At 41.0% G+C, this 19,951-nt stretch carries 17 protein-coding genes; 6 read left to right on the forward strand and 11 right to left on the reverse strand.

Annotated features, from left to right (window positions below; genetic code table 11):
• Positions 1-40 precede the first annotated feature (40 nt).
• Positions 41-175 carry a hypothetical protein gene (locus AAEY98_RS14030; RefSeq protein ID WP_277949099.1) on the forward strand — a complete coding sequence of 45 codons (135 nt, stop codon included), beginning with the start codon at positions 41-43 and terminating at the stop codon, positions 173-175.
• A gap of 73 nt (positions 176-248) precedes the next feature.
• Here AAEY98_RS14030 and AAEY98_RS14035 read toward each other — a convergent pair whose 3' ends face one another.
• The 5 genes from AAEY98_RS14035 to zwf form a co-directional block, all read right to left on the reverse strand.
• Complete coding sequence (locus AAEY98_RS14035; RefSeq protein ID WP_192114842.1) at positions 249-761, reverse strand: DUF1993 domain-containing protein; 513 nt, start codon at positions 759-761, stop codon at positions 249-251.
• A 275-nt stretch (positions 762-1,036) separates the two neighbouring features.
• Positions 1,037-1,681, reverse strand: coding sequence for a bifunctional 4-hydroxy-2-oxoglutarate aldolase/2-dehydro-3-deoxy-phosphogluconate aldolase (locus AAEY98_RS14040; protein ID WP_101088389.1), 645 nt, complete (start codon positions 1,679-1,681; stop codon positions 1,037-1,039).
• Positions 1,682-1,702: 21 nt separating this feature from the next.
• Positions 1,703-3,529, reverse strand: a complete 1,827-nt coding sequence (gene edd / locus AAEY98_RS14045) for a phosphogluconate dehydratase (RefSeq protein WP_162023032.1) — start codon at positions 3,527-3,529, stop codon at positions 1,703-1,705.
• 11 nt (positions 3,530-3,540) lie between these two features.
• Complete coding sequence (pgl, locus tag AAEY98_RS14050; RefSeq protein ID WP_335692316.1) at positions 3,541-4,239, reverse strand: 6-phosphogluconolactonase; 699 nt, start codon at positions 4,237-4,239, stop codon at positions 3,541-3,543.
• A gap of 9 nt (positions 4,240-4,248) precedes the next feature.
• Positions 4,249-5,718 carry a glucose-6-phosphate dehydrogenase gene (gene zwf, locus AAEY98_RS14055; protein ID WP_101088392.1) on the reverse strand — a complete coding sequence of 490 codons (1,470 nt, stop codon included), beginning with the start codon at positions 5,716-5,718 and terminating at the stop codon, positions 4,249-4,251.
• 337 nt (positions 5,719-6,055) lie between these two features.
• Between zwf and AAEY98_RS14060 the strand changes: the two genes are divergently transcribed.
• Both AAEY98_RS14060 and pyk read left to right on the forward strand, forming a co-directional pair.
• A complete protein-coding gene (locus AAEY98_RS14060; protein WP_011637353.1) occupies positions 6,056-6,910 on the forward strand; it encodes a MurR/RpiR family transcriptional regulator in 855 nt (284 codons plus the stop codon).
• Between the two features lie 425 nt (positions 6,911-7,335).
• On the forward strand, positions 7,336-8,775 hold the full coding sequence (pyk, locus tag AAEY98_RS14065; RefSeq protein WP_101088393.1) for a pyruvate kinase: 1,440 nt from the start codon (positions 7,336-7,338) through the stop codon (positions 8,773-8,775).
• A 266-nt stretch (positions 8,776-9,041) separates the two neighbouring features.
• On the opposite strand, the gene AAEY98_RS14070 is transcribed toward pyk, so the two are convergent.
• Positions 9,042-11,318 carry an acyl-CoA dehydrogenase gene (locus AAEY98_RS14070; protein ID WP_351017684.1) on the reverse strand — a complete coding sequence of 759 codons (2,277 nt, stop codon included), beginning with the start codon at positions 11,316-11,318 and terminating at the stop codon, positions 9,042-9,044.
• Positions 11,319-11,329: 11 nt separating this feature from the next.
• Positions 11,330-11,971: a TetR family transcriptional repressor PsrA gene (gene psrA / locus AAEY98_RS14075; RefSeq protein ID WP_101088395.1), complete on the reverse strand. Its 642-nt coding sequence runs from the start codon at positions 11,969-11,971 to the stop codon at positions 11,330-11,332.
• 195 nt (positions 11,972-12,166) lie between these two features.
• Between psrA and AAEY98_RS14080 the strand changes: the two genes are divergently transcribed.
• The gene (locus AAEY98_RS14080; protein ID WP_162023029.1) at positions 12,167-14,008 is read left to right on the forward strand and encodes a M2 family metallopeptidase; all 1,842 of its coding nucleotides are present in this window, start codon (positions 12,167-12,169) and stop codon (positions 14,006-14,008) included.
• A gap of 237 nt (positions 14,009-14,245) precedes the next feature.
• On the opposite strand, the gene smrA is transcribed toward AAEY98_RS14080, so the two are convergent.
• The gene (smrA, locus tag AAEY98_RS14085) at positions 14,246-14,848 is read right to left on the reverse strand and encodes a DNA endonuclease SmrA (RefSeq protein ID WP_162023028.1); all 603 of its coding nucleotides are present in this window, start codon (positions 14,846-14,848) and stop codon (positions 14,246-14,248) included.
• A gap of 124 nt (positions 14,849-14,972) precedes the next feature.
• Here smrA and AAEY98_RS14090 point away from each other — a divergent pair, with 124 nt between their 5' ends.
• Together AAEY98_RS14090 and AAEY98_RS14095 are read left to right on the forward strand one after the other, a co-directional pair.
• Positions 14,973-15,575 (forward strand): YybH family protein, encoded by a 603-nt coding sequence (locus tag AAEY98_RS14090; protein WP_254439895.1) that lies wholly within the window; start codon positions 14,973-14,975, stop codon positions 15,573-15,575.
• Positions 15,565-16,056, forward strand: a complete 492-nt coding sequence (locus AAEY98_RS14095) for a YchJ family protein (RefSeq protein ID WP_101088398.1) — start codon at positions 15,565-15,567, stop codon at positions 16,054-16,056. Before AAEY98_RS14090 ends, AAEY98_RS14095 begins: the two co-directional genes overlap by 11 nt.
• A gap of 197 nt (positions 16,057-16,253) precedes the next feature.
• On the opposite strand, the gene AAEY98_RS14100 is transcribed toward AAEY98_RS14095, so the two are convergent.
• From AAEY98_RS14100 to AAEY98_RS14110, 3 genes are all read right to left on the reverse strand, one after another.
• On the reverse strand, positions 16,254-18,494 hold the full coding sequence (locus tag AAEY98_RS14100) for a sensor domain-containing phosphodiesterase (protein WP_351017689.1): 2,241 nt from the start codon (positions 18,492-18,494) through the stop codon (positions 16,254-16,256).
• 338 nt (positions 18,495-18,832) lie between these two features.
• Entirely contained in the window at positions 18,833-19,120 is a 288-nt protein-coding gene (locus AAEY98_RS14105; RefSeq protein ID WP_101088400.1) for a DUF406 family protein, read from the reverse strand.
• A 131-nt stretch (positions 19,121-19,251) separates the two neighbouring features.
• Complete coding sequence (locus AAEY98_RS14110; protein ID WP_101088401.1) at positions 19,252-19,749, reverse strand: VC2046/SO_2500 family protein; 498 nt, start codon at positions 19,747-19,749, stop codon at positions 19,252-19,254.
• Positions 19,750-19,951 lie beyond the last annotated feature (202 nt).

Consider the following 19,951-nt stretch of genomic DNA (forward strand, 5'->3'; position numbering starts at 1 on the left):
TGTAGGTCTATAAAGACATTATTATCATGATAGAAACATAATGTGGGATAACAAGCTTAATGGCGGATCGATATTGTCTATTTCAGGCTTAGGTCGATTAACCGCTTTGTGGCTCCAAGGTGTCATGACTGACGATAAATACCTGACTGTGGTAGATTCATTTTTAGGTAGATAACAAAAAACCAGCTAATGCTGGTTTTATTCTAGCCATATAAAATGGTGCTATCAATGGATAAGTGTTTTGTTGGTTACGACTTAAATGGCATTGCACCTAAGTAGTCTTTTTTGCCCACTTCAACACCATTATGACGCAAAATTGCATAGGTAGTTGTCACATGGAAATAAATATTAGGAATGGCATGTTCAAAAGCGAAATCACGCCCAGTAAGATATTTATCTTCCCAACGACGATGAGTAATTTTACGCGTTTCTGCACCAGCAAAGTCTTCGGCTGTAAATGTGGCTAAATAATCGACAACAGAAGCGATACGAGTTTGTAACTCCGCTAATGTCGTCTCATTATCTTCATGTTTTGGCGCACTATCTTCTTGGCCAGTTAAACGCGCGACGGCTAATTTGGCTGTATCGCACGCAATTTGCACTTGGCGAGTTAAGTTAAATTGATCAGGCGCTAAACGTGAATTAAGTAACACCGACATTTCAATTTTTTTAGCTTCTGCAAAGCTTTCACCTTTGACAAGGATTGCACTTAGGTTATTAAGCATTTTACTAAATTGTACAACCGTTAAATCATAAAGCATGGAGAATACCTCTTAATATGAATGAACTTGCTTTGTTATCGACTTAAACCATCAATAAATTTGTGTTAAATCATTCATCATCATTTTATGGAATCGCGATGAATGGTGCTGCTATGAAAAGTTTATCTCACATATCATAGTGATTAGTGATTAATGAGTATTTTAGTAAGCTGCATCAATGTGCTAAACATTATACGGTTTCTAATAAAACACCAGTAAATACATATAAAAAAACCAGCAGATGCTGGTTTTTGAATCATCACACAATAAAGAGATTACAGTGCAGCAAGTGCTTCTTTACACAGTTGGGTAATGCGATCCCACTCTTCGTTGTCTACTGCATCAGTCGGTGCTATCCAGCTACCGCCAATACAATCAACATTTGATAGTGCTAAGTAATCTTTATAAGTCGCAGGGCTAATACCGCCTGTTGGACAGAAACGAATATCAGACAATGGGCCAGAGAATGATTTCAGTGCATTGACGCCACCAGAAGCTTCTGCTGGGAAAAACTTGAAGTGAGTGTAACCCAACTCCATACCCACCATGATCTCAGAAATACTAGCCACACCGGGGATCAATGGCACAGTACCTTTCTTGGCGGCTTTTAGTAAATCAACCGTTGCACCAGGAGTGATAATAAACTGTGAACCAGCAGCAACCGCTTGGTTTAGCTGAGCTTCATTTAAAATAGTCCCTGCGCCTACCAATGCTTCAGGCACTTCTTTAGCAATTTTAGCAATCGCTTCTAACGCACAAGGAGTACGTAAAGTAACTTCTAAAACACTAATTCCGCCAGCCACTAAGGCTTTTGCTAAAGGCACAGCATGTTCAATTTTATTAATGACCATGACCGGAACTACCGGGCTGCGTTTAAACACGTCATGTGGTTGAAGCAACCAGTTATTAGGCTCAATCATATTACCGACTTCCTTTTATTTTTAATATAATTCATCAATAGCGTTAGTACTGCGAGCACCTGTTTCAGGGCTGCTTAAACTACGTCGAAGCGCGCCAAACAATTCACGGCCCATGCCATAACTTGAATGATGCAAATCCACTTTACCTGCAGTTCGACTTGCAAGTGTTTTCTCGTCTACAAACAGGGTTAATTCACCCGTTGTCGCATCAACACGAATCACATCGCCGTTTTCAACTTTGGCAATCAGACCACCATCAAGTGCTTCTGGGGTTAAATGAATTGCAGCAGGAACCTTACCAGAGGCTCCAGACATACGGCCATCGGTGACCAACGCCACTTTGAAACCTTTGTCTTGTAAGGTGCCTAAATAAGGTGTGAGCTTGTGAAGCTCAGGCATACCATTAGCTTTAGGGCCTTGACCTCGAACAACCACAACACAATCTCTGTCAAGCTCGCCTGCCTGAAATAGTGCGTCGAGTTTGTTTTGATCATCAATCACAATCGCAGGACCTTCAATCACACGATTATTATCAGGTACTGCAGACACTTTAATCACCGCACGACCTAAATTACCTTTCAATAATTTCAAGCCGCCATTGCTTTGGAACGGTGTAGCAAGGTGGGTTAATACTTCTTTGTCTAAGCTTTCCGTCACACCATCAACCCACTTAAGTTCACCATCAAGCAAACGAGGTTCTTGGGTATAACGACGCAAGCCGTAACCAGCAACGGTATTGACATCTTCATGCAATAAACCGCCATCAAGTAACTCTTTAATCAACAATGCCATGCCGCCAGCAGCGTGGAAGTGATTAATATCGGCATGACCATTTGGATATACGCGGGCTAATAATGGTACTGCATCAGATAAATCAGAAAAATCATCCCAATTAACGATAATGCCTGCGGCGCGAGCTGCTGCGACAATGTGCATGGTTAAGTTAGTTGAACCACCTGTCGCAAGAATACCCACAATGCCGTTCACTACTGACTTTTCAGATACCACTTCACCAATTGGTGTGTACTGAGTGCCCATTGACGTTAAACGACAAACTTGTTTAGCAGCCATTTTGCTCAATTCATCACGTAATGGATCGTCAGGATTAACAAACGATGAACCAGGTAATTGTAAGCCCATAATTTCAAGCATTAACTGATTAGAGTTAGCCGTACCATAGAAAGTACAAGTGCCAGCGCTATGATATGACTTAGCTTCAGCTTCAAGCAGTACAGCACGATCAACTTGCCCTTGAGCAAATTGTTGACGAATACGTGCTTTTTCTTTGTTTGGAATACCCGACTTCATTGGCCCAGCAGGCACAAATAGCATCGGCAAATGACCAAAACTTAACGCGCCAATTAATAAACCCGGGACGATTTTGTCGCAAATACCCAGCAGTAACGCGCCATCAAACATGTTGTGCGATAAACCTATCGCAGTAGACATCGCAATGACTTCACGACTCAGTAGACTTAACTCCATGCCCGGCTGACCTTGAGTCACGCCGTCACACATAGCAGGAACACCGGCAGCAACCTGCGCCACACTGCCTACGTCCACACATGCTTGCTTAAGCATATTTGGATAGGTTTCGTAGGGTTGATGCGCTGACAACATGTCGTTAAATGCGGTTACGATACCAATATTGGCTTTCGTCAGTTGACGTAAAGAGTCTTTGTCCGCTGGCTGACAGGCCGCGAATCCATGAGCCAAATTGCCACAACTTAGGGCGCTACGATGAACACCTTTGGCTTTGGCATCGTTTAAGGCCGTTAAATACGTTGAACGAGACTGTTTACTGCGTGCGATAATTCTATCGGTGACGGCTTGTACTACTGAGTGCATGGTAAAACTCCTTACGCGCTATAGAACACATCAACGGGCGTTTTACGCTGCGCTAATACGGCTCTAATGGGCATTTGGGTAACATCATCATTCTCAAGAGCCTGATGATAAACAGTTAATTTTGGTTCTCCGACAAGATGCAAATAAATCTGACGACTATTTAAAATGGCATCTTTAGACAAAGTGATACGTGCATGTGGAGCCGTAGTAGGATTGACCGCAACACACAAAGCTTTAGTGGTTAATGCATTATCAAGTTCTGCGCTGCAAGGAAACCACGAACAAGTATGCCCATCAGCACCCATCCCCAATATCACCACATCAAAAGGACGCGGGAAATTAGCCAATGATTCGCTGGTCATATCGCAACCGGCTTCAGGGGTTGCAAACATATTTTTTAAACCACGAAACTTTCCACTGGCAGCGCGGTTTTGCAATAAATGCTCGCGAACCAACCTTTCATTTGAATCTTTTTCATCAGCGCCAACCCAACGTTCATCAGCCAAAGTGATATAAACATCACTCCAGTCGACGAGTTTATGGCTTAATAGCTCAAATAATTTCAACGGTGTTGAACCACCCGATACCACTAAGCTGGCTTTGCCACGAGTGTCGACAGCATCTTGTAATTGCTTCGCAATTTTGTCGGCTAATTTAGCTTCTAAATCAGCTGGAGTGTCGAACGATTTAAATACAGTATCTTTAATCATGTAAGCTCCCTACTCGTCCCAAGAACGACCATCTTTGGTTATCAATGCAACCGATGCCACAGGTCCCCATGTTCCACAAGGATAAGGCTTAGGCCTTTCGCCACTTTGTTCCCAAGACTGAATGATGCCATCGACCCATTTCCACGCTTGCTCAACTTCATCACGACGCACAAACAGCGCTTGATTACCAAGCATCGCTTCTAATAACAAACGTTCATATGCATCTGCAATACGTTCGTTTTTAAAAGTGTCACTGAAACTTAAATCAAGCTTGGTCGTTTGTAGACGTTGCTTTTGCTCAAGACCAGGAACTTTGTTCATCATCTGAATTTCAACCCCTTCATGAGGTTGCAAGCGGATGGTCAATTTGTTTGGTGGCAGATTACGCAAGCTTGCTCGGTACAAGTTATGCGGGGGGTTTTTAAAATACACCACAATTTCACTGCTCTTGAACGGCATACGCTTGCCACTACGTAAATAGAATGGCACACCAGCCCAACGCCAATTATCAATATCAACACGAAGTGCCACAAAGGTTTCGGTGTTTGATTGTGTATTGGCATCTTCTTCTTCGAGATAACCAGGAACAGGCGAGCCTTTTAAGAAACCCGCACTGTATTGACCACGAACGGTATTTTCATACACATTGTCTTGGTTAATTGGACGCAGTGACTTGAGTACTTTTACTTTTTCATCACGAATACTGTCAGCGTCTAAATTGACTGGAGGATCCATCGCAACCAAAGTTAACACTTGTAGTAAATGGTTTTGGATCATGTCACGCATTTGGCCTGCGCCATCAAAGTAGCCCCAGCGCCCTTCAATACCCACTTCTTCAGCTACAGTAATCTGGACATGATCAATCGTGCGATTATCCCACTTAGAGGCAAACAATGAGTTAGCAAAACGCAAAGCAATCAAGTTTTGTACTGTTTCTTTACCTAAGTAATGGTCTATGCGGTAAACCTGGTTCTCATTAAAGAACTCGGCAACTTGGTCATTAATCACATGCGATGATTCTAAATCGGTACCAATTGGCTTTTCCAGCACAACACGGGTATCAGATTGAATAAGGTCTTGTGCATGTAAACAACGGCAGATGGCACCGAAAATCGAAGGAGGTGTCGCGAAGTAGTTCACCATGACGCGTTTACTTGGTTCAAGTAAATCGTGGAAGGCACTGTAGCCTTCAGGATCTGTAAAATTAGTACCGATATAATGACAACGACTGAGGAAGCGCGCTAACGTTGTTGGGCAAAGTTCGTCTTTAACAAATGTATTTAGTGCTTTAGTAACGAGGGCGATAAACTCTTCTTGAGTGAATGCGTCTTTTGCTACACCGATTACCTTGGTTTCTTTATCAAGTAATTCTGCTTTATCTAGCTGATATAGAGAAGGTAATAATTTACGCCTAGCTAAATCGCCTTTTGTACCGAAAAGTACGAAGTCGCAAGCCTTGGCTCCAATTGATTTGCCCATTGCTGAAAGCTCTCCTAATAATATGTGTGTGTCATGTTCGAATTCGGTCGATGAATAAAAGCACACTTTTGTTGTAATATAACAACAGAATTTAAATATTGCATCTTTAATTTGCATTTATTCTATTGTTGTTAATCTAGTCATGTGTATCTATTATCTGCTATGATTTTCTACCAATTACAAGGCTTGAGAACCATTCAATCGTGATCTATGTCTTGAAAAATAACTACAGATTACTGTCAAAGGTAAATAAATAACTTAAATCACGTAATTCCTGTAAGTTATGATATAAAATTACATTACCTACTTTTAGCTACTTTTTAGCGGATGCTTGCTTATGAATACCCTTGAAAAGGTTCAAAAAAGCCTTACCCAATTTAGTAAATCGGAACGTAAAGTTGCCGAAGTCATATTAGCCTCACCGCAAACAGCTATACATTCAAGTATTGCCACATTAGCCAAAATGGCTGATGTTAGTGAACCAACTGTTAACCGATTTTGTCGTCGATTAGACACAAAAGGGTTCCCTGATTTTAAGTTACATTTGGCTCAAAGTCTTGCTAACGGTACACCTTATGTTAGTCGACATGTTGAAGAAGATGATACGCCTGAGTCGTACACAACAAAAATCTTCGAATCTTCAATGGCATCGCTCGATACTGCCCGTCAAAGTTTAGATACATCAGCGATAAATAAAGCAGTAGATATTCTCACTCAAGCCAAGACTATTTCGTTTTTTGGCCTTGGTGCATCAGCGTCTGTAGCCCACGATGCGCAAAACAAGTTCTTTCGTTTTAATGTACCAGTAATATGCTTCGATGACGTGTTAATGCAGCGAATGAGCTGTATTAACTGTAATGAAGGCGACGTAGTCGTATTGATTTCGCATACTGGCCGGACTAAATCACTGATTGAAATAGCTCGTATTGCACGTGAAAACGGCGCTGCTGTGATTGGTATTACCGCCCGTAACTCACCATTGTCTTATGAGTGTACATTGCCTGTAACGATGGAAGTGCCCGAAGACACCGACATGTATTTACCGATGGCATCGCGCTTAGCGCAATTGGTTACTATAGATGTGTTGGCAACAGGCTTTACCTTACGCCGCGGCCCTCGTTTCCGTGATAATTTAAAACGTGTAAAAGAAGTGTTGAAAGAATCTCGTGTGAACAAGGATTTAACCATCTAAATTGATGGGCGGTTAAATAAACATATCTTATGGATTATTTAACTGCGTAAATTGTTTGTTTTAGGCTGCATAAAGATAGAGTCTATACTCTATAAAGTGATAATTTTGCATGAAGCTTTCAAGATAACTGGTAAATAATTACACAATTCAGTTATGTTTGATCGCGTAAAATCTCATCGACAGCTATCAAATATTGTTCTTAAGGCCAAACGGTTTAGTCTGTTTGGCCTTTTTTATTATAAAAATCGCTAATCTGTCACATAAATTACATATTAAAAACGATCATTTTGTTGGTAACTTTACTACATTTTCCCAGAATGTCTGTTAATATAGTTGCATCATTTAAGTGCTAAGATTGTTTAAGTACTTTAAATAACCAAATTCAATTTAACAAAAAATCTTTCTTATCATTAACGGAGTATCTTATGTTCCGCAGAACTAAAATCGTTACGACACTTGGACCAGCAACTGACCGCGATGACAATTTGCGTAAAATTATCGCCGCAGGAGCTAACGTTGTTAGACTTAACTTCTCACATGGTTCACCAGAAGATCATTTAAAACGTGCTACAGATACACGTAGAATCGCTAAAGAATTGGGCAAGCATGTCGCTATTTTAGGTGACTTACAAGGTCCTAAAATACGTATTTCTACCTTCAAAGATAACCAAAAAATCAAACTTAACTTAGGTGATAGCTTTATTCTTGATGCTGACTTAGCAAAAGGCGAAGGCGATGATAAACAAGTTGGTATTGATTACAAGCAATTGCCTAATGATGTAGTCATTGGCGATATACTAATGCTTGATGATGGTCGAGTGCAGTTAAGAGTTGACCGTGTTGAAGGCCACAAAGTCTTCACAACGGTTACTGTAGCTGGCCCGTTATCTAATAACAAAGGCATCAATAAGAAAGGTGGCGGCTTAACCGCTCCGGCCCTAACTGAAAAAGACATGGCAGATATTAAAACTGCAGCCTTAATTGATGTTGATTTTTTAGCTGTATCATTCCCACGTACTGGTGCTGATCTTGATCTAGCACGTGCGTTAGCACTTGAAGCCGGCAGTAAAGCGCTAATTGTCGCTAAAGTTGAACGTGCTGAAGCCGTTGAAAGCGATGAAGCAATGGATGATGTTATCCGCGCATCAGATGTAGTCATGGTTGCTCGTGGTGATTTGGGTGTCGAAATTGGTGATGCTGCACTTGTTGCCGTACAAAAACGCCTAATTGAACGCTCGCGTCAACTCAACAAAGCTGTGATCACTGCGACCCAAATGATGGAGTCGATGATTACCAGCCCAATGCCAACACGTGCAGAAGTAATGGACGTGGCTAACGCAGTGTTAGACGGTACTGATGCGGTAATGCTTTCAGCAGAAACTGCCGCTGGTGACTTCCCTGAAGAAACCGTTATGGCAATGGCTAACGTTTGTTTAGGCGCTGAATTACACCCAAGTGTCAATGTGTCTAAGCACCGCATGGATCAACGCTTCTCTTCTGTTGAAGAAACGATTGCCCTTTCAACCATGTATGCGGCTAACCATTTACCTGGCGTTAAAGCGATTATTTCGTTAACAGAATCTGGCGCGACAGCTAAATTAATGTCACGTATTAGCTCTGGTTTACCTATTTTTGCATTATCTCGTCATCAAAAGACATTAGCCAGCATGGCAATGTACCGTGGTGTACAACCAATTGAGTTTGACTCAACTGCGTACCCTGCCGATGAGCTAGCTAAAGAAGCATTAAATTGCATGGTGAACAGAGGCTATTTAGTCAGTGGTGATATGGTACTGATGACTAAAGGTGACGCGATGGAAACCATCGGTGGCACTAACACTTGCAAAGTGTTGATCGTTGCTTAATCAAGCCGAGCATAACGAGTAACATTCACTAACGTACATGCAGTGATATACACTCGTTAATAATAAAGCCAATCTTCGGATTGGCTTTTTTATCCGTTATTTTTGAGCTCTTGCGACATAGCGCAATAAAGTGACGTTAAACGTTGCAACCGCTTGTTCGCTTGTTCGCTTAACAGCTTACCCCCAGAACGTGATGGATAAAAAAAGCCCCGACAAAGTCAGGGCCAATTTGTTTCAAAGATCTATATCAAATTAATCAACTGAGATTATAATTTCTCGAAGTCATTCACGTTGATAGCAGCTAAACGTAATACGTCCGCCTCAACAAGCTGTTTATGCTCAGCTTCAGTGATAATGTCTTTCTCTAACGCCACGTCAAATAACTCAAGCATAGGAAGCTTAGATTTTATATGGCCACTACGTTGTGCCTTCTTAAGTTTCTTATACAAATCTTTCGCTGCATATTTAGCTAAGAACGCATTTTCAACTTCAGCAATACCACTAGTGTCACCTTCAAACTCTCCACAAAGGAAAGTAATGCGATCACGAGCAGGTCCAGGCTTAAGCATACCTTTGACTAAATCAACTGCATATTTATCACTTGGTGCATTGAAGTGGTTACCCAATGGGAAAATCAACACTCGTAGTAATACCGCAGCAATTTTACTCGGGAAATTACGAATCGCGTCATTAAGCGCTTTAGCCGCTAAATGTAAACGCTCAGTCATAACATAATGTACTGCCGGTAAATCATCTTGCTGACGACCATTGTCTTCAAACAGTTTTAACGTTGCAGATGCAAGATATAACTGACTTAGTACATCCCCCATACGCGCAGAAAGCATTTCTTTACGCTTAAGGTCCCCGCCCATAATTAACATCGATAAATCAGTCATAATGGCCAGTGACGAAGAGATACGCGTCATGTCACGATAATACTGCTGCGTTGGGCCACTCACTGGTGCACTGGCAAAACGGCTGCCTGTTAATGCACTACCAAATGAACGTAATGCATTACCCATCGCATAACCAATGTGACCTAGCAACAAAGAATCAAAACGATCTAATGCAGAAGTTTCATCTTCCATTGCTGCGGCTTCCATTTCAGCCAAAACATATGGATGACAACGGGTTGCACCTTGACCAAAAATCATCAATGAACGAGTAAGAATGTTTGCACCTTCTACCGTAATTGAAATAGGTGTTGCCATATAAGCATGACCTAAGTAGTTTTTAGGCCCTAATTGGATACCTTTACCAGACTGAATGTCCATCGCATCTTCTAACACATCACGGCCTAGCTCTGTCATGTGGTATTTTGCAATTGCAGTCACCACTGAAGGTTTAACTTTTAAGTCGATTCCTTGCGTGGTTAAGCGACGTGCAGCTTCAAGCTGGTAAGTATTGGCGATAATACGCGCCATCGCTTCTTGTACACCTTCAAACAGACCAATAGGCATACCAAACTGCTGACGAACATAACTGTAGGCTGTGGTCGTTTTGGTACAGACATGGCCAGATGCGGTTGCCAGAGCAGGTAATGAGATACCACGTCCTGCAGACAAGCATTCAACCAGCATACGCCAGCCTTTACCGGCAAACTGTGGGCCACCAATAATCCAATCTAATGGAATAAATACATCTTCACAACTTGTTGTACCGTTCATAAACGCCATCATTAATGGGTTATGACGACGACCAATCTCAACACCTTTATGGTCAGTTGGGATCAACGCGCACGTTATGCCAATGTTTTTAACGTCACCGAGTAAACCGTCTGGATCGCGCATTTGGAACGCTAAACCGAGCACGGTAGCAACTGGTGCTAAGGTAATATAGCGTTTGTTCCACGTTAGGCTTAAACCTAATGTCTCTTCGCCCTCAAATTCGCGCAGGCAAACAACACCGATATCGGGTATCGCACCAGCATCACTGCCCGCTTCTGGGCCCGTGAGCGCGAAACAGGGAATGTCTTTACCAACAGCAAGTGAAGGTAACCAACGCTCCTTTTGCTCTTGAGTACCATAATGGGTCAACAACTCTCCAGGGCCTAAAGAGTTAGGTACCATTACGGTCACGGCAGCACTGACACTACGCGTGGCTATTTTGGCTACAATCGTTGAGTTTGCATAAGCAGAAAACTCGCGTCCACCGTACTTTTTAGGAATGATTAACGCAAAGAAACCTTGTTCTTTAAAGTATTGCCATAACTCTGGCGGGAGATCTTTGCGATTATGGACGATATCAAAATCGTCGATCATGGTTAATGCGGTTTGAACTTGATTATCAATAAAGTCTTGTTCTTCAGCGCTTAACGTTGGTTTACCGTAGCTGTGTAAGGTATTCCAGTTTGGCTTTCCGCGGAATAACTCACCTTCCCACCAAACATCACCCGCTTCCATTGCTTCTTTCTCGGTACTCGACAAAGGAGGCAATACTTTTTTGAAAAACGAAAATACTGGACGCGTAATAAATTGCATCCTGATATTACGCACGCCAAAGAGGACAATGATCGCTATAACTAGCAATATGACGATACTCATTTTATACCTTCTTAGTTTGTTAACACAGGGACAGCAACGCCTGCTGCCATGTAGGGGATTACTTTACGGATAATGGCTTCAATATTGTTATGTTCACCATAATCTGCTGTGGCAATTTCATTTAATGCATCTGCAGAAGCCATAGTGAACACAATAGTCCCTAAAGTGAAGTGCAAACGCCAAAACATTTCTGCTGCAGGTATGTGAGGTGCACTGGCGGATACCGCTTGTACAAACGTCGCTAAATGCTCACCATAATGCGTGGTAATAAACCAGCGCAAATGACCTTGGCTTTCAATATAACCGCGACCTAACAGCTGCAAGAAAATAATCGTGCCACCGTTGCGTACTTTATTGAGTTCAAGTAACGGTTTAATTAAAGCAGAAAAAATCTCGTTTAGTGACGCATTCTCAGGCGCATGATGTATACGTTTAATCTCTACCGCGGCGCTTGGCATAAAGACATCTAAGTATCTTGCTAACACAGCTCGAATTAATTCTTTTTTTGAACCAAAATGGTAATTAACAGATGCCAAATTGACTTCAGCTTTGCTGGTGATCAGTCGTAACGACGTTTCAGAAAAACCTCTTTCAGCAAACAACTTTTCAGCTGCATCGAGTATTCTTGTTTTTGTATCAGTACGGCTTGCCATTCCCAGACCCAAGTTAATTTAAACACCCGTTTAAATTAATCATTGAGCGCACAGATGTCAATCGAAATTGTCAGCTTTCTTTATTAAGACAAATAACAAAAATCGTAACAACCACACCAGATTGTTAACTAATATGCAATACATGCTGTTTTTCGGTACACTGATGCCGATAATAAAAACAAGGATGCACACAACATGAACTTGCCTTTAAAACGACCGTCTCAAATTGCACTTATTGTTTCAATAGCATTAGGCTTAAGTGCCTGTAGCGACACGACTGCGACCACTCAGATACCTACTGAAAAGATAGATACTGCTGCGGCTATCGATTTTGTCAATAGAGCTGAAGCCGATTTAGCCAATTTATCAATTGAAGCTAATCGGGCTGAATGGATTTATTCCAATTTTATCACTGATGACACCGCGGCGTTGTCTGCCGCTATGGGTGAAAAAGTCACCTCAACATCCGTGCGCTATGCAACTGAAGCGGCGAAATATGCCAATGTAGAGCTTGATGCTGTTAATGCCAGAAAACTTAACAGCTTACGCAGTAGCCTTGTTTTACCAGCCCCTCTAGACCCAGCTAAAAACGCAGAACTTGCCAGCATCGCGTCTGAACTTAACGGGTTATATGGTAAAGGCAAATACTGCTTTGCCGACGGTCGCTGCCTCACTCAACCAGAGCTTTCCAATATAATGGCAGAGTCGAAAGACCCTGCATTGCTTTTAGAAGCTTGGAAAGGTTGGCGTGAAATAGCCAAACCAATGCGTCCACTATTTGAACGAGAAGTCGAATTAGCTAATCAAGGTGCACAAGATTTAGGCTACGCCGACTTATCTGAATTATGGCGAAGTCAGTATGACATGGAGCCAGAAGCATTCTCTGCCGAATTAGATCGTCTATGGGCACAAATTAAGCCTCTATATGATTCATTACATTGTTATGTTCGTGGTGAACTAAATGAGCAATACGGTGACGACGTTGCACCTAAAACAGGCCCTATCCCTGCACATTTATTGGGCAATATGTGGGCTCAGCAATGGGGCACGATTTATAATAGTGTCGCACCTAAAGATGCAGACCCAGGTTACAACGTTACCGAATTGTTAGCCCAGAATGGCTACGATGAAACAAAAATGGTCAAACAAGCTGAAGGCTTTTTCACTTCACTTGGCTTTGGTGCATTACCAGAAACATTCTGGACTCGCTCAATGTTTGTTCAACCTCAAGACCGTGATGTGGTGTGTCATGCATCTGCATGGGATTTAGATGACCAAGATGATCTTCGGATCAAGATGTGCATTCAGAAAAATGCTGAAGACTTTAGCGTTATTCATCACGAATTAGGCCATAACTTTTATCAACGTGCTTATAAAAATCAGCCGTTTATCTTTAAAAACTCTGCCAACGATGGTTTCCATGAAGCCATTGGTGACACGATTGCCTTATCGATTACCCCTAAATATTTGCAAAAAATTGGCTTGCTCGAAACCGTACCCGATGCGTCAAAAGACATCGGCTTATTGTTAAAGCAAGCATTAGATAAAATTGCCTTTATGCCTTTCGGTTTGATGATCGACCAATGGCGCTGGCAAGTATTTAACGGCACCATTAAACCGGAGCAATATAACCAAGCCTGGTGGGATTTACGCGAAAAGTACCAAGGTGTTAAAGCGCCAATTGAACGTACTGAAGCCGACTTCGACCCTGGTGCTAAATACCATGTTCCTGGTAATGTTCCCTATACGCGTTATTTCTTAGCGCATGTTTTGCAGTTCCAATTCCACAAAGCACTGTGTGATATTGCAGGTGATACCGGCCCAGTTCATCGCTGTAGCATTTATGGAAATAAAGAAGCGGGGGCTAAGTTGAATGAAATGCTCGAAATGGGCGCCAGCAAACCTTGGCCGGAAGCACTGAGTGTAGTGACGGGTTCCGATAAAATGGATGCCAAGGCAGTATTAGATTACTTTGCACCTTTGCAAGTGTGGTTAGATGAGCAAAATACCCAAGCTAATCGTCAGTGTGGCTGGTAACGCTAGTGATGACCAATTGTACTAATGAACTGTACTAATGATCTGTACTAATGATCTGTATTAAAGGGTTATAGCAATTGGTTGAATTAATAAATAATAGGGCTGAATCAGTAGCTGACTCAAATAAATGGTCACTCAGAAACTCGCATTTTATCATCTAATTAATTCACTCTTAAAAGGACGCCAATATAAATTGGCGTCCTTTTTATTTATACCGATAATTAATCAGCTTAAAACCTACCTAAAACCGCGACCTTTTCTATTCAGCTCACTATTTTCAATCTTTTTTTGCTGTGATTTTTTTAGCATCACAAATATAGCGCCAACGCCACCACTCTGTTTAGTAGCCGAATGGTATGCGATTACGGGGTCAATAAAGCGTAACCAATGACAGACTGCGGATTTAAGCAATCCTGGATAAGGTTTACTTTTATACCCCTTTCCATGGATAACCAGTATGTTACGTTCGCCGCGCTCATAAGCACTTAACACACAATTAAGTAAGCTTTCACGAGCCTGTAAAAGCCGATATTCATGTAAGTCTAATACGGTTTGAAAACGGTACTTTCCAAGACTAAGTTGTTTAAATACTTGGTCTTGGATGCCATCCATTTTATAACTCACCACATCGTCTGGCTTAAGGGGTGCAAATAAATAAGCCTCAGTGGGTAATAACTGTAACAACTCATGTTGCTCAGCTGCCGCTCGCTTTGCCAGTTGCGCATCTGTTAAACTTAATGGATTAAGCCATATTTGGGTGGTTTGTGGTTGATGTTCATATTTAAGAGGGGTCACATCGGCCATTTCTTGTAAAAATAATTCGTCATCACTTAACGACATATGTCACCTCCTACATACTTTGTAAAGATTCTATCCTTTAGCAAAGTTGCTCAATAATTTATAGTTGTGCTAACGGTATCGCTTGCCATTATTGATTTACATTAGATAAAAAGAGAATAATTCCTTGATAAGAATATTGACCATTTTGAATACGCTATGGCTATCTTCACTGCTTCTTGCAGTGAGCCTGTGCGTTAGCAGTTCGAATGTTTATGCTACTGAATCGATCCCTCACCAGGTTTTGAATGCCAATTTTACAAAATTGACTAACGCTTTTGAACAGCTCGATTTAGCCGCTATGGAAAACATATATACTGACGATGCAGTTTATATTTCTGAAACACAAGACAGAGGAATTATTAGCGGTAAAGAAAATATCCTCAACCTGTATAGCCGATTTTTTAATAAAATTAAACGTAAGAACGCTAAACTTGAAGTCGATTTTCGAGTACTTGTACGTTATAGCGAGCCAAATAGCGCAACTGACATCGGTTATTATTTAGTCCGTTTTCACCCAGGAAAAGAATCTGGCGAACCGGTCAGTGAGTTTGCCGGTAAATTTGTGACTGTGTTTACCAAAGACAGTAAACAACAGTGGAAAATTAGTGTCGACTCTAACACTCACGCCGCGCCACATTTTTACTATGACGCTAAACCAGTACCGAATCTTTATTACGGCCGACAATTTATCGCTGCCACGTCAAAAGAATTACCTGATGAACAATAGTGATTTATCCGCGATAAAGCAGGCATCTTGTCCGTGTGGTAGTAGTTTGCCCTACTACCAGTGCTGTGAAGCCTATCATGCCGGTCTTGTTGTAGCAGAGATGCCAGAGCGTTTAATGCGCTCTCGCTATAGTGCTTTTGTATTACGTCAGTTTAGCTACTTGATTGCCACGCATCATCCAGACTATTTACACGGTTTGACTGAACAACAGCTTGCCCAAGGTAAAACTCAGTGGTTAGGTTTACAGGTATTATCATCGAATCAACAGGCTGACTGTGGTGAAGTGACATTTAAAGCGTGGTTTATTGAAAATAAGCATATTGATGCGGTTTATGAATGTTCGTCATTTATCAAAAAAGATGGCTTATGGTTTTACACCGATGGACAGCAAATGCAAACTCGTTTACCCGGCAGAAATGATGCTTGTATCTGTTACAGCGGAAAAAAGTTTAAACAATGTTGTGCTAAGCGTATGAGTTAACATCAATAAATAATGCTTAGCCCTTCTTATTGATAATAAATACTGGTGCAGAGTGACTATGTAGATACTAAGCAATCGTAAAACCATTATTTAAATGGGCACTAATTAACAATAGCGACGAAATAGCAATCGATGCGAGTTGCACAATCTTGATCGTCATCAGTAAAGTCCAATTCGCACAACAAGGAATACGCTGACTAAACCAATGAATTGCTCATTAATACTAATTTCTGCGGTTTAGACTCATGGGCATGAATAAACAAAGCAAAATCATTAACACGGATTGCAGGGCTATACAAAAATCCTTGTGCATGATGACAAGCACTTAATGTTAAAAACTCCTCTTGCTCTTTAGTTTCAACCCCTTCAGCAGTTAACGAAATATTCAATGCTTTTGCCATCGCGATAATCGCACTGACAATCTCACGACTTTCGTGGCTAGAAGATATATCCATGATAAACGAGCGATCAATTTTTAATTTAGATATCGGAAATTGCTTTAAGTACTTCATTGAACTGTAACCCGTCCCAAAGTCATCAATCGCTAAACCGACGCCTAACTCTGCCAACTCATGGCATAGATTGATAGCATATCGAATGTCACCCATGAGTTCAGTTTCAGTGATTTCAAGAATTAACGTTTTAGGCTTGATACGATAACGGGTGATTAAGCGCCAAACTTGTTCGTACAAGTTGCCACTAAAAAATTGCCTCGCAGCAACATTCACATGCATCGTAATATTGACGTTTTTATGCTGCCATAAATTCAGTTGCTTACAGGCCGTTTCTAATACCCATTCGCCAATTTGGTTAATCAACCCGGTTTGTTCTGCGATTTCGATAAACGCACCTGGATATAACACGCCTTTTTTAGGGTGATTCCAACGAATTAATGCTTCAGCGCCAATATACTGATTATGTTGTAAGTCCATTAAGGGTTGATAATACAACTCAAATTCTCGACCACGAATAGCACTATGTAAATCACGCTCTATTTCAGCGTTGGTGGTAAACGTTTCAAGTAGTGCTTCATTAAAAAACTGGTAATGTGCACCATTTTTCTTTTTAGCATGTTGTAAGGTAATATCGGCACAAGATAACGGGGCAAACATCCCAACAACAGACTTAATATCAACCACTGCAAGCGCCGGTTTTGGCTCAACTTTCTCACGCGAGATAACCGATGGCGCAGCTAGGTTCATATATAACCGGCTGATCATTTGTTCGACATCGGTCTCAGAGTGCATGGGTGGCAATAACACAGCAAATTCATCGCTACCTATTCTGGCAACATCAATAGCATTAACAGATACAGCAAAGTGTTTTAAGCGCCGTGCGATTTCGATTAAAAGGCTATCGCCTTGAACATGACCATGGGTATCGTTAAAGCGCTTGAAGCCTAATAAATCAATCAGAATCAGTATCCCAGCAGTGGCACGATCTAATTGAGGAGTAAAATGACTACGATTGTGCAAGCCTGTCAAAGAACAATGCCATGCTAAACGCTCTAATTCCGCTTTGTGAAAATATTCTGCCGAATTATCATAACTAGACACTAACGCATAATGCTTACCCTGCTCCGTTACAAACGGGGTAATATGATAATTTAGCCAATATTCACTGCCATCAATCCGCGCGAGCTTAAGGTTACCTTTAACAATCTCACTATTACGTAATTTATTGATTAGATCGTCAAGTAATTGTGGGGTATTTCTAAAAATATCAAGACTCGATGCACTATGGTGCTCAACAGTTTCCCGTGGCAACCCAGTCATTTTCTCATGGGCACTATTAACATACTCGATGATTAGACTATCGGTATTCACCAGCATCACGACATGTTCGGATTGCTCGGTTGCATTGCGCAATAAGTAAATTTGTTCATTGCTATCATAGGTATAACGAGTCGCTAGCGTCAAAGCTAATTGGTCAGCACATTGAATAGCAAACTGAATATCAGATTTTATCCAATTAACCTTTTCACAGCTTTCAACCGATAACACACCTTCAATATGTCCATTAATTCGGATGGCAATATCGATACTGGTGACAATGTTATGATGTTGGTAGTAATCTGAAAATGTTTCAACGAGATTTATGTGCGAGTTATCAGAGGATAAAATATAACGGTGAGATCGTAATTCATGAAAATATTGAGGATCTATTGTGATGTGTCTCAGGTGAGATAAATGACTCAATGATTCATCAATCTTACTGGCTACTAGAGTATGCTGACAAGTAAAATTGTCTTCATCATCAGCAGTAAAATCATCATTCGCAGATTGACTTACGAGAGTCCACACGGATACAAATGACGCAGCAAAATACTCACGCAGCAGTTGACACACTAACTCTGCAGTTTTTGAGAAATCACCTTGTTGTTTAGCACTGGAATTTACAATTAATTCCAATAAGTGCTGTTGCTCTTTTCGATTCATTTACATCCCGAAAAATGGCTTCATAACCCTAAATTTTTACATTATTAATCAGTACACTTGTTATTATTAGTTCTGAAAATCAGAATTTGAGTGATAATGTTACAATAATACATAGGGAGTGAAGTTCGCGTTAAAGGTATGAATAACGTTACATTACCATACGCTACTATACCTTTTTGTTATGTAAAGCAGATTACACGCGATACTCAAAAACAGCAATCCTTTACTAATATATTGTTACGCTTTATTTGGATTGTTGACACGCTAACCCACTCCCACAAAATGTGTTTAACATCAATTATATGACAGTGTATATTTCTAATACAAACGACTGAAATCTACAGTTGATTTTCAAGTTGAAAAATCATTTTCTCTACGCTGAACGCAAAATCAAGCTTCAATGAAATAGTGCTATCTTCATCAATAATGTCCGCTTTAGTATCAGGAAAACGCTCTTGAGCCACTTGCAGCATAGATTGAGCTTGCAATAAGGCATCGTCTCCTACAAAGCTAAGCAGTAATAACGTATCTTCTGCTTCCACAACAGCGCCAATATCTACATAACTGCCGCATTCAGTACAACTGTCACTGACATTTCCTTGCTGCTGTTTAATTTGCTTAATCATTATGTCACCCCATCTGTTTGAACCACGTCAAATGGCAAATATAACTGAGTTTTGGCAAGCTTTTATTTGCCATGCTCACAATTATCAAAATTAAATCATAGTCTCAGGATTTTAGCCTGAAATCTCAGCAGTTAAGCCAGTTGTAAAGATAACGTATTAGATATTTTACGTTGCGTGCTGAGTTGTTCTAAAAAATGCATATCTTCTAATGGGGTGTGTTGTTGGTAAGCATTAATCGCTTTATGCTTAGTTAAGTAATCACAGTTACTTAATACTTCAACCATCGCATCAGATTGAGCGCCTCTTATCACTAGCGCTTCAGGTGTCAATGCTTGTTGTAGTTGAAACTGCCGTGCGCCTTGCTGCTGAAATAACATCGCGTTATCAATAGTGTCTGGGTGAATAGAAATATCATCTACTAATAACTGGGGTTGAGGTACAGAAAATTGTTGTCGCAGTTTTTGTGTGCTTTCTACATCATTATCTAACTGAAATTGAGCCATATCGCGAGCATCAACTGACAACATAGCCAATAGCAAACCAAATTCACCGCGACGATTGTTTTCAATCGCAACGTTTAATCGGCTCCCTATTTGTAACTCATTGACTAATGTTGACTCAATTTGCATATAAAAACATCACTACCACTGCTCGATGCTATTTTATCGACCAAACAGTCATAAACTTTAGTAAAATATTCAATTATCCACTTTACATATAAAAGGTTTCTGACTACTATGGCGACCGCAATTGAGGAGGGGTTCCCGAGTGGCCAAAGGGATCAGACTGTAAATCTGACGGCTCAGCCTTCGAAGGTTCGAATCCTTCTCC

The organism is Shewanella sp. AC91-MNA-CIBAN-0169 (assembly GCF_040310165.1).
Lineage (GTDB): Bacteria > Pseudomonadota > Gammaproteobacteria > Enterobacterales > Shewanellaceae > Shewanella.

Coding starts and splice junctions, on each gene's coding strand:
- AAEY98_RS14030 (WP_277949099.1), top strand. CDS start 41: ATGTGGGATAACAAGCTTAATGGCGGATCGATATTGTCTATTTCAGGC.
- AAEY98_RS14035 (WP_192114842.1), bottom strand. CDS start 761: ATGCTTTATGATTTAACGGTTGTACAATTTAGTAAAATGCTTAATAAC.
- AAEY98_RS14040 (WP_101088389.1), bottom strand. CDS start 1,681: ATGATTGAGCCTAATAACTGGTTGCTTCAACCACATGACGTGTTTAAA.
- edd (WP_162023032.1), bottom strand. CDS start 3,529: ATGCACTCAGTAGTACAAGCCGTCACCGATAGAATTATCGCACGCAGT.
- pgl (WP_335692316.1), bottom strand. CDS start 4,239: ATGATTAAAGATACTGTATTTAAATCGTTCGACACTCCAGCTGATTTA.
- zwf (WP_101088392.1), bottom strand. CDS start 5,718: ATGGGCAAATCAATTGGAGCCAAGGCTTGCGACTTCGTACTTTTCGGT.
- AAEY98_RS14060 (WP_011637353.1), top strand. CDS start 6,056: ATGAATACCCTTGAAAAGGTTCAAAAAAGCCTTACCCAATTTAGTAAA.
- pyk (WP_101088393.1), top strand. CDS start 7,336: ATGTTCCGCAGAACTAAAATCGTTACGACACTTGGACCAGCAACTGAC.
- AAEY98_RS14070 (WP_351017684.1), bottom strand. CDS start 11,318: ATGAGTATCGTCATATTGCTAGTTATAGCGATCATTGTCCTCTTTGGC.
- psrA (WP_101088395.1), bottom strand. CDS start 11,971: ATGGCAAGCCGTACTGATACAAAAACAAGAATACTCGATGCAGCTGAA.
- AAEY98_RS14080 (WP_162023029.1), top strand. CDS start 12,167: ATGAACTTGCCTTTAAAACGACCGTCTCAAATTGCACTTATTGTTTCA.
- smrA (WP_162023028.1), bottom strand. CDS start 14,848: ATGTCGTTAAGTGATGACGAATTATTTTTACAAGAAATGGCCGATGTG.
- AAEY98_RS14095 (WP_101088398.1), top strand. CDS start 15,565: ATGAACAATAGTGATTTATCCGCGATAAAGCAGGCATCTTGTCCGTGT.
- AAEY98_RS14100 (WP_351017689.1), bottom strand. CDS start 18,494: ATGAATCGAAAAGAGCAACAGCACTTATTGGAATTAATTGTAAATTCC.
- AAEY98_RS14105 (WP_101088400.1), bottom strand. CDS start 19,120: ATGATTAAGCAAATTAAACAGCAGCAAGGAAATGTCAGTGACAGTTGT.
- AAEY98_RS14110 (WP_101088401.1), bottom strand. CDS start 19,749: ATGCAAATTGAGTCAACATTAGTCAATGAGTTACAAATAGGGAGCCGA.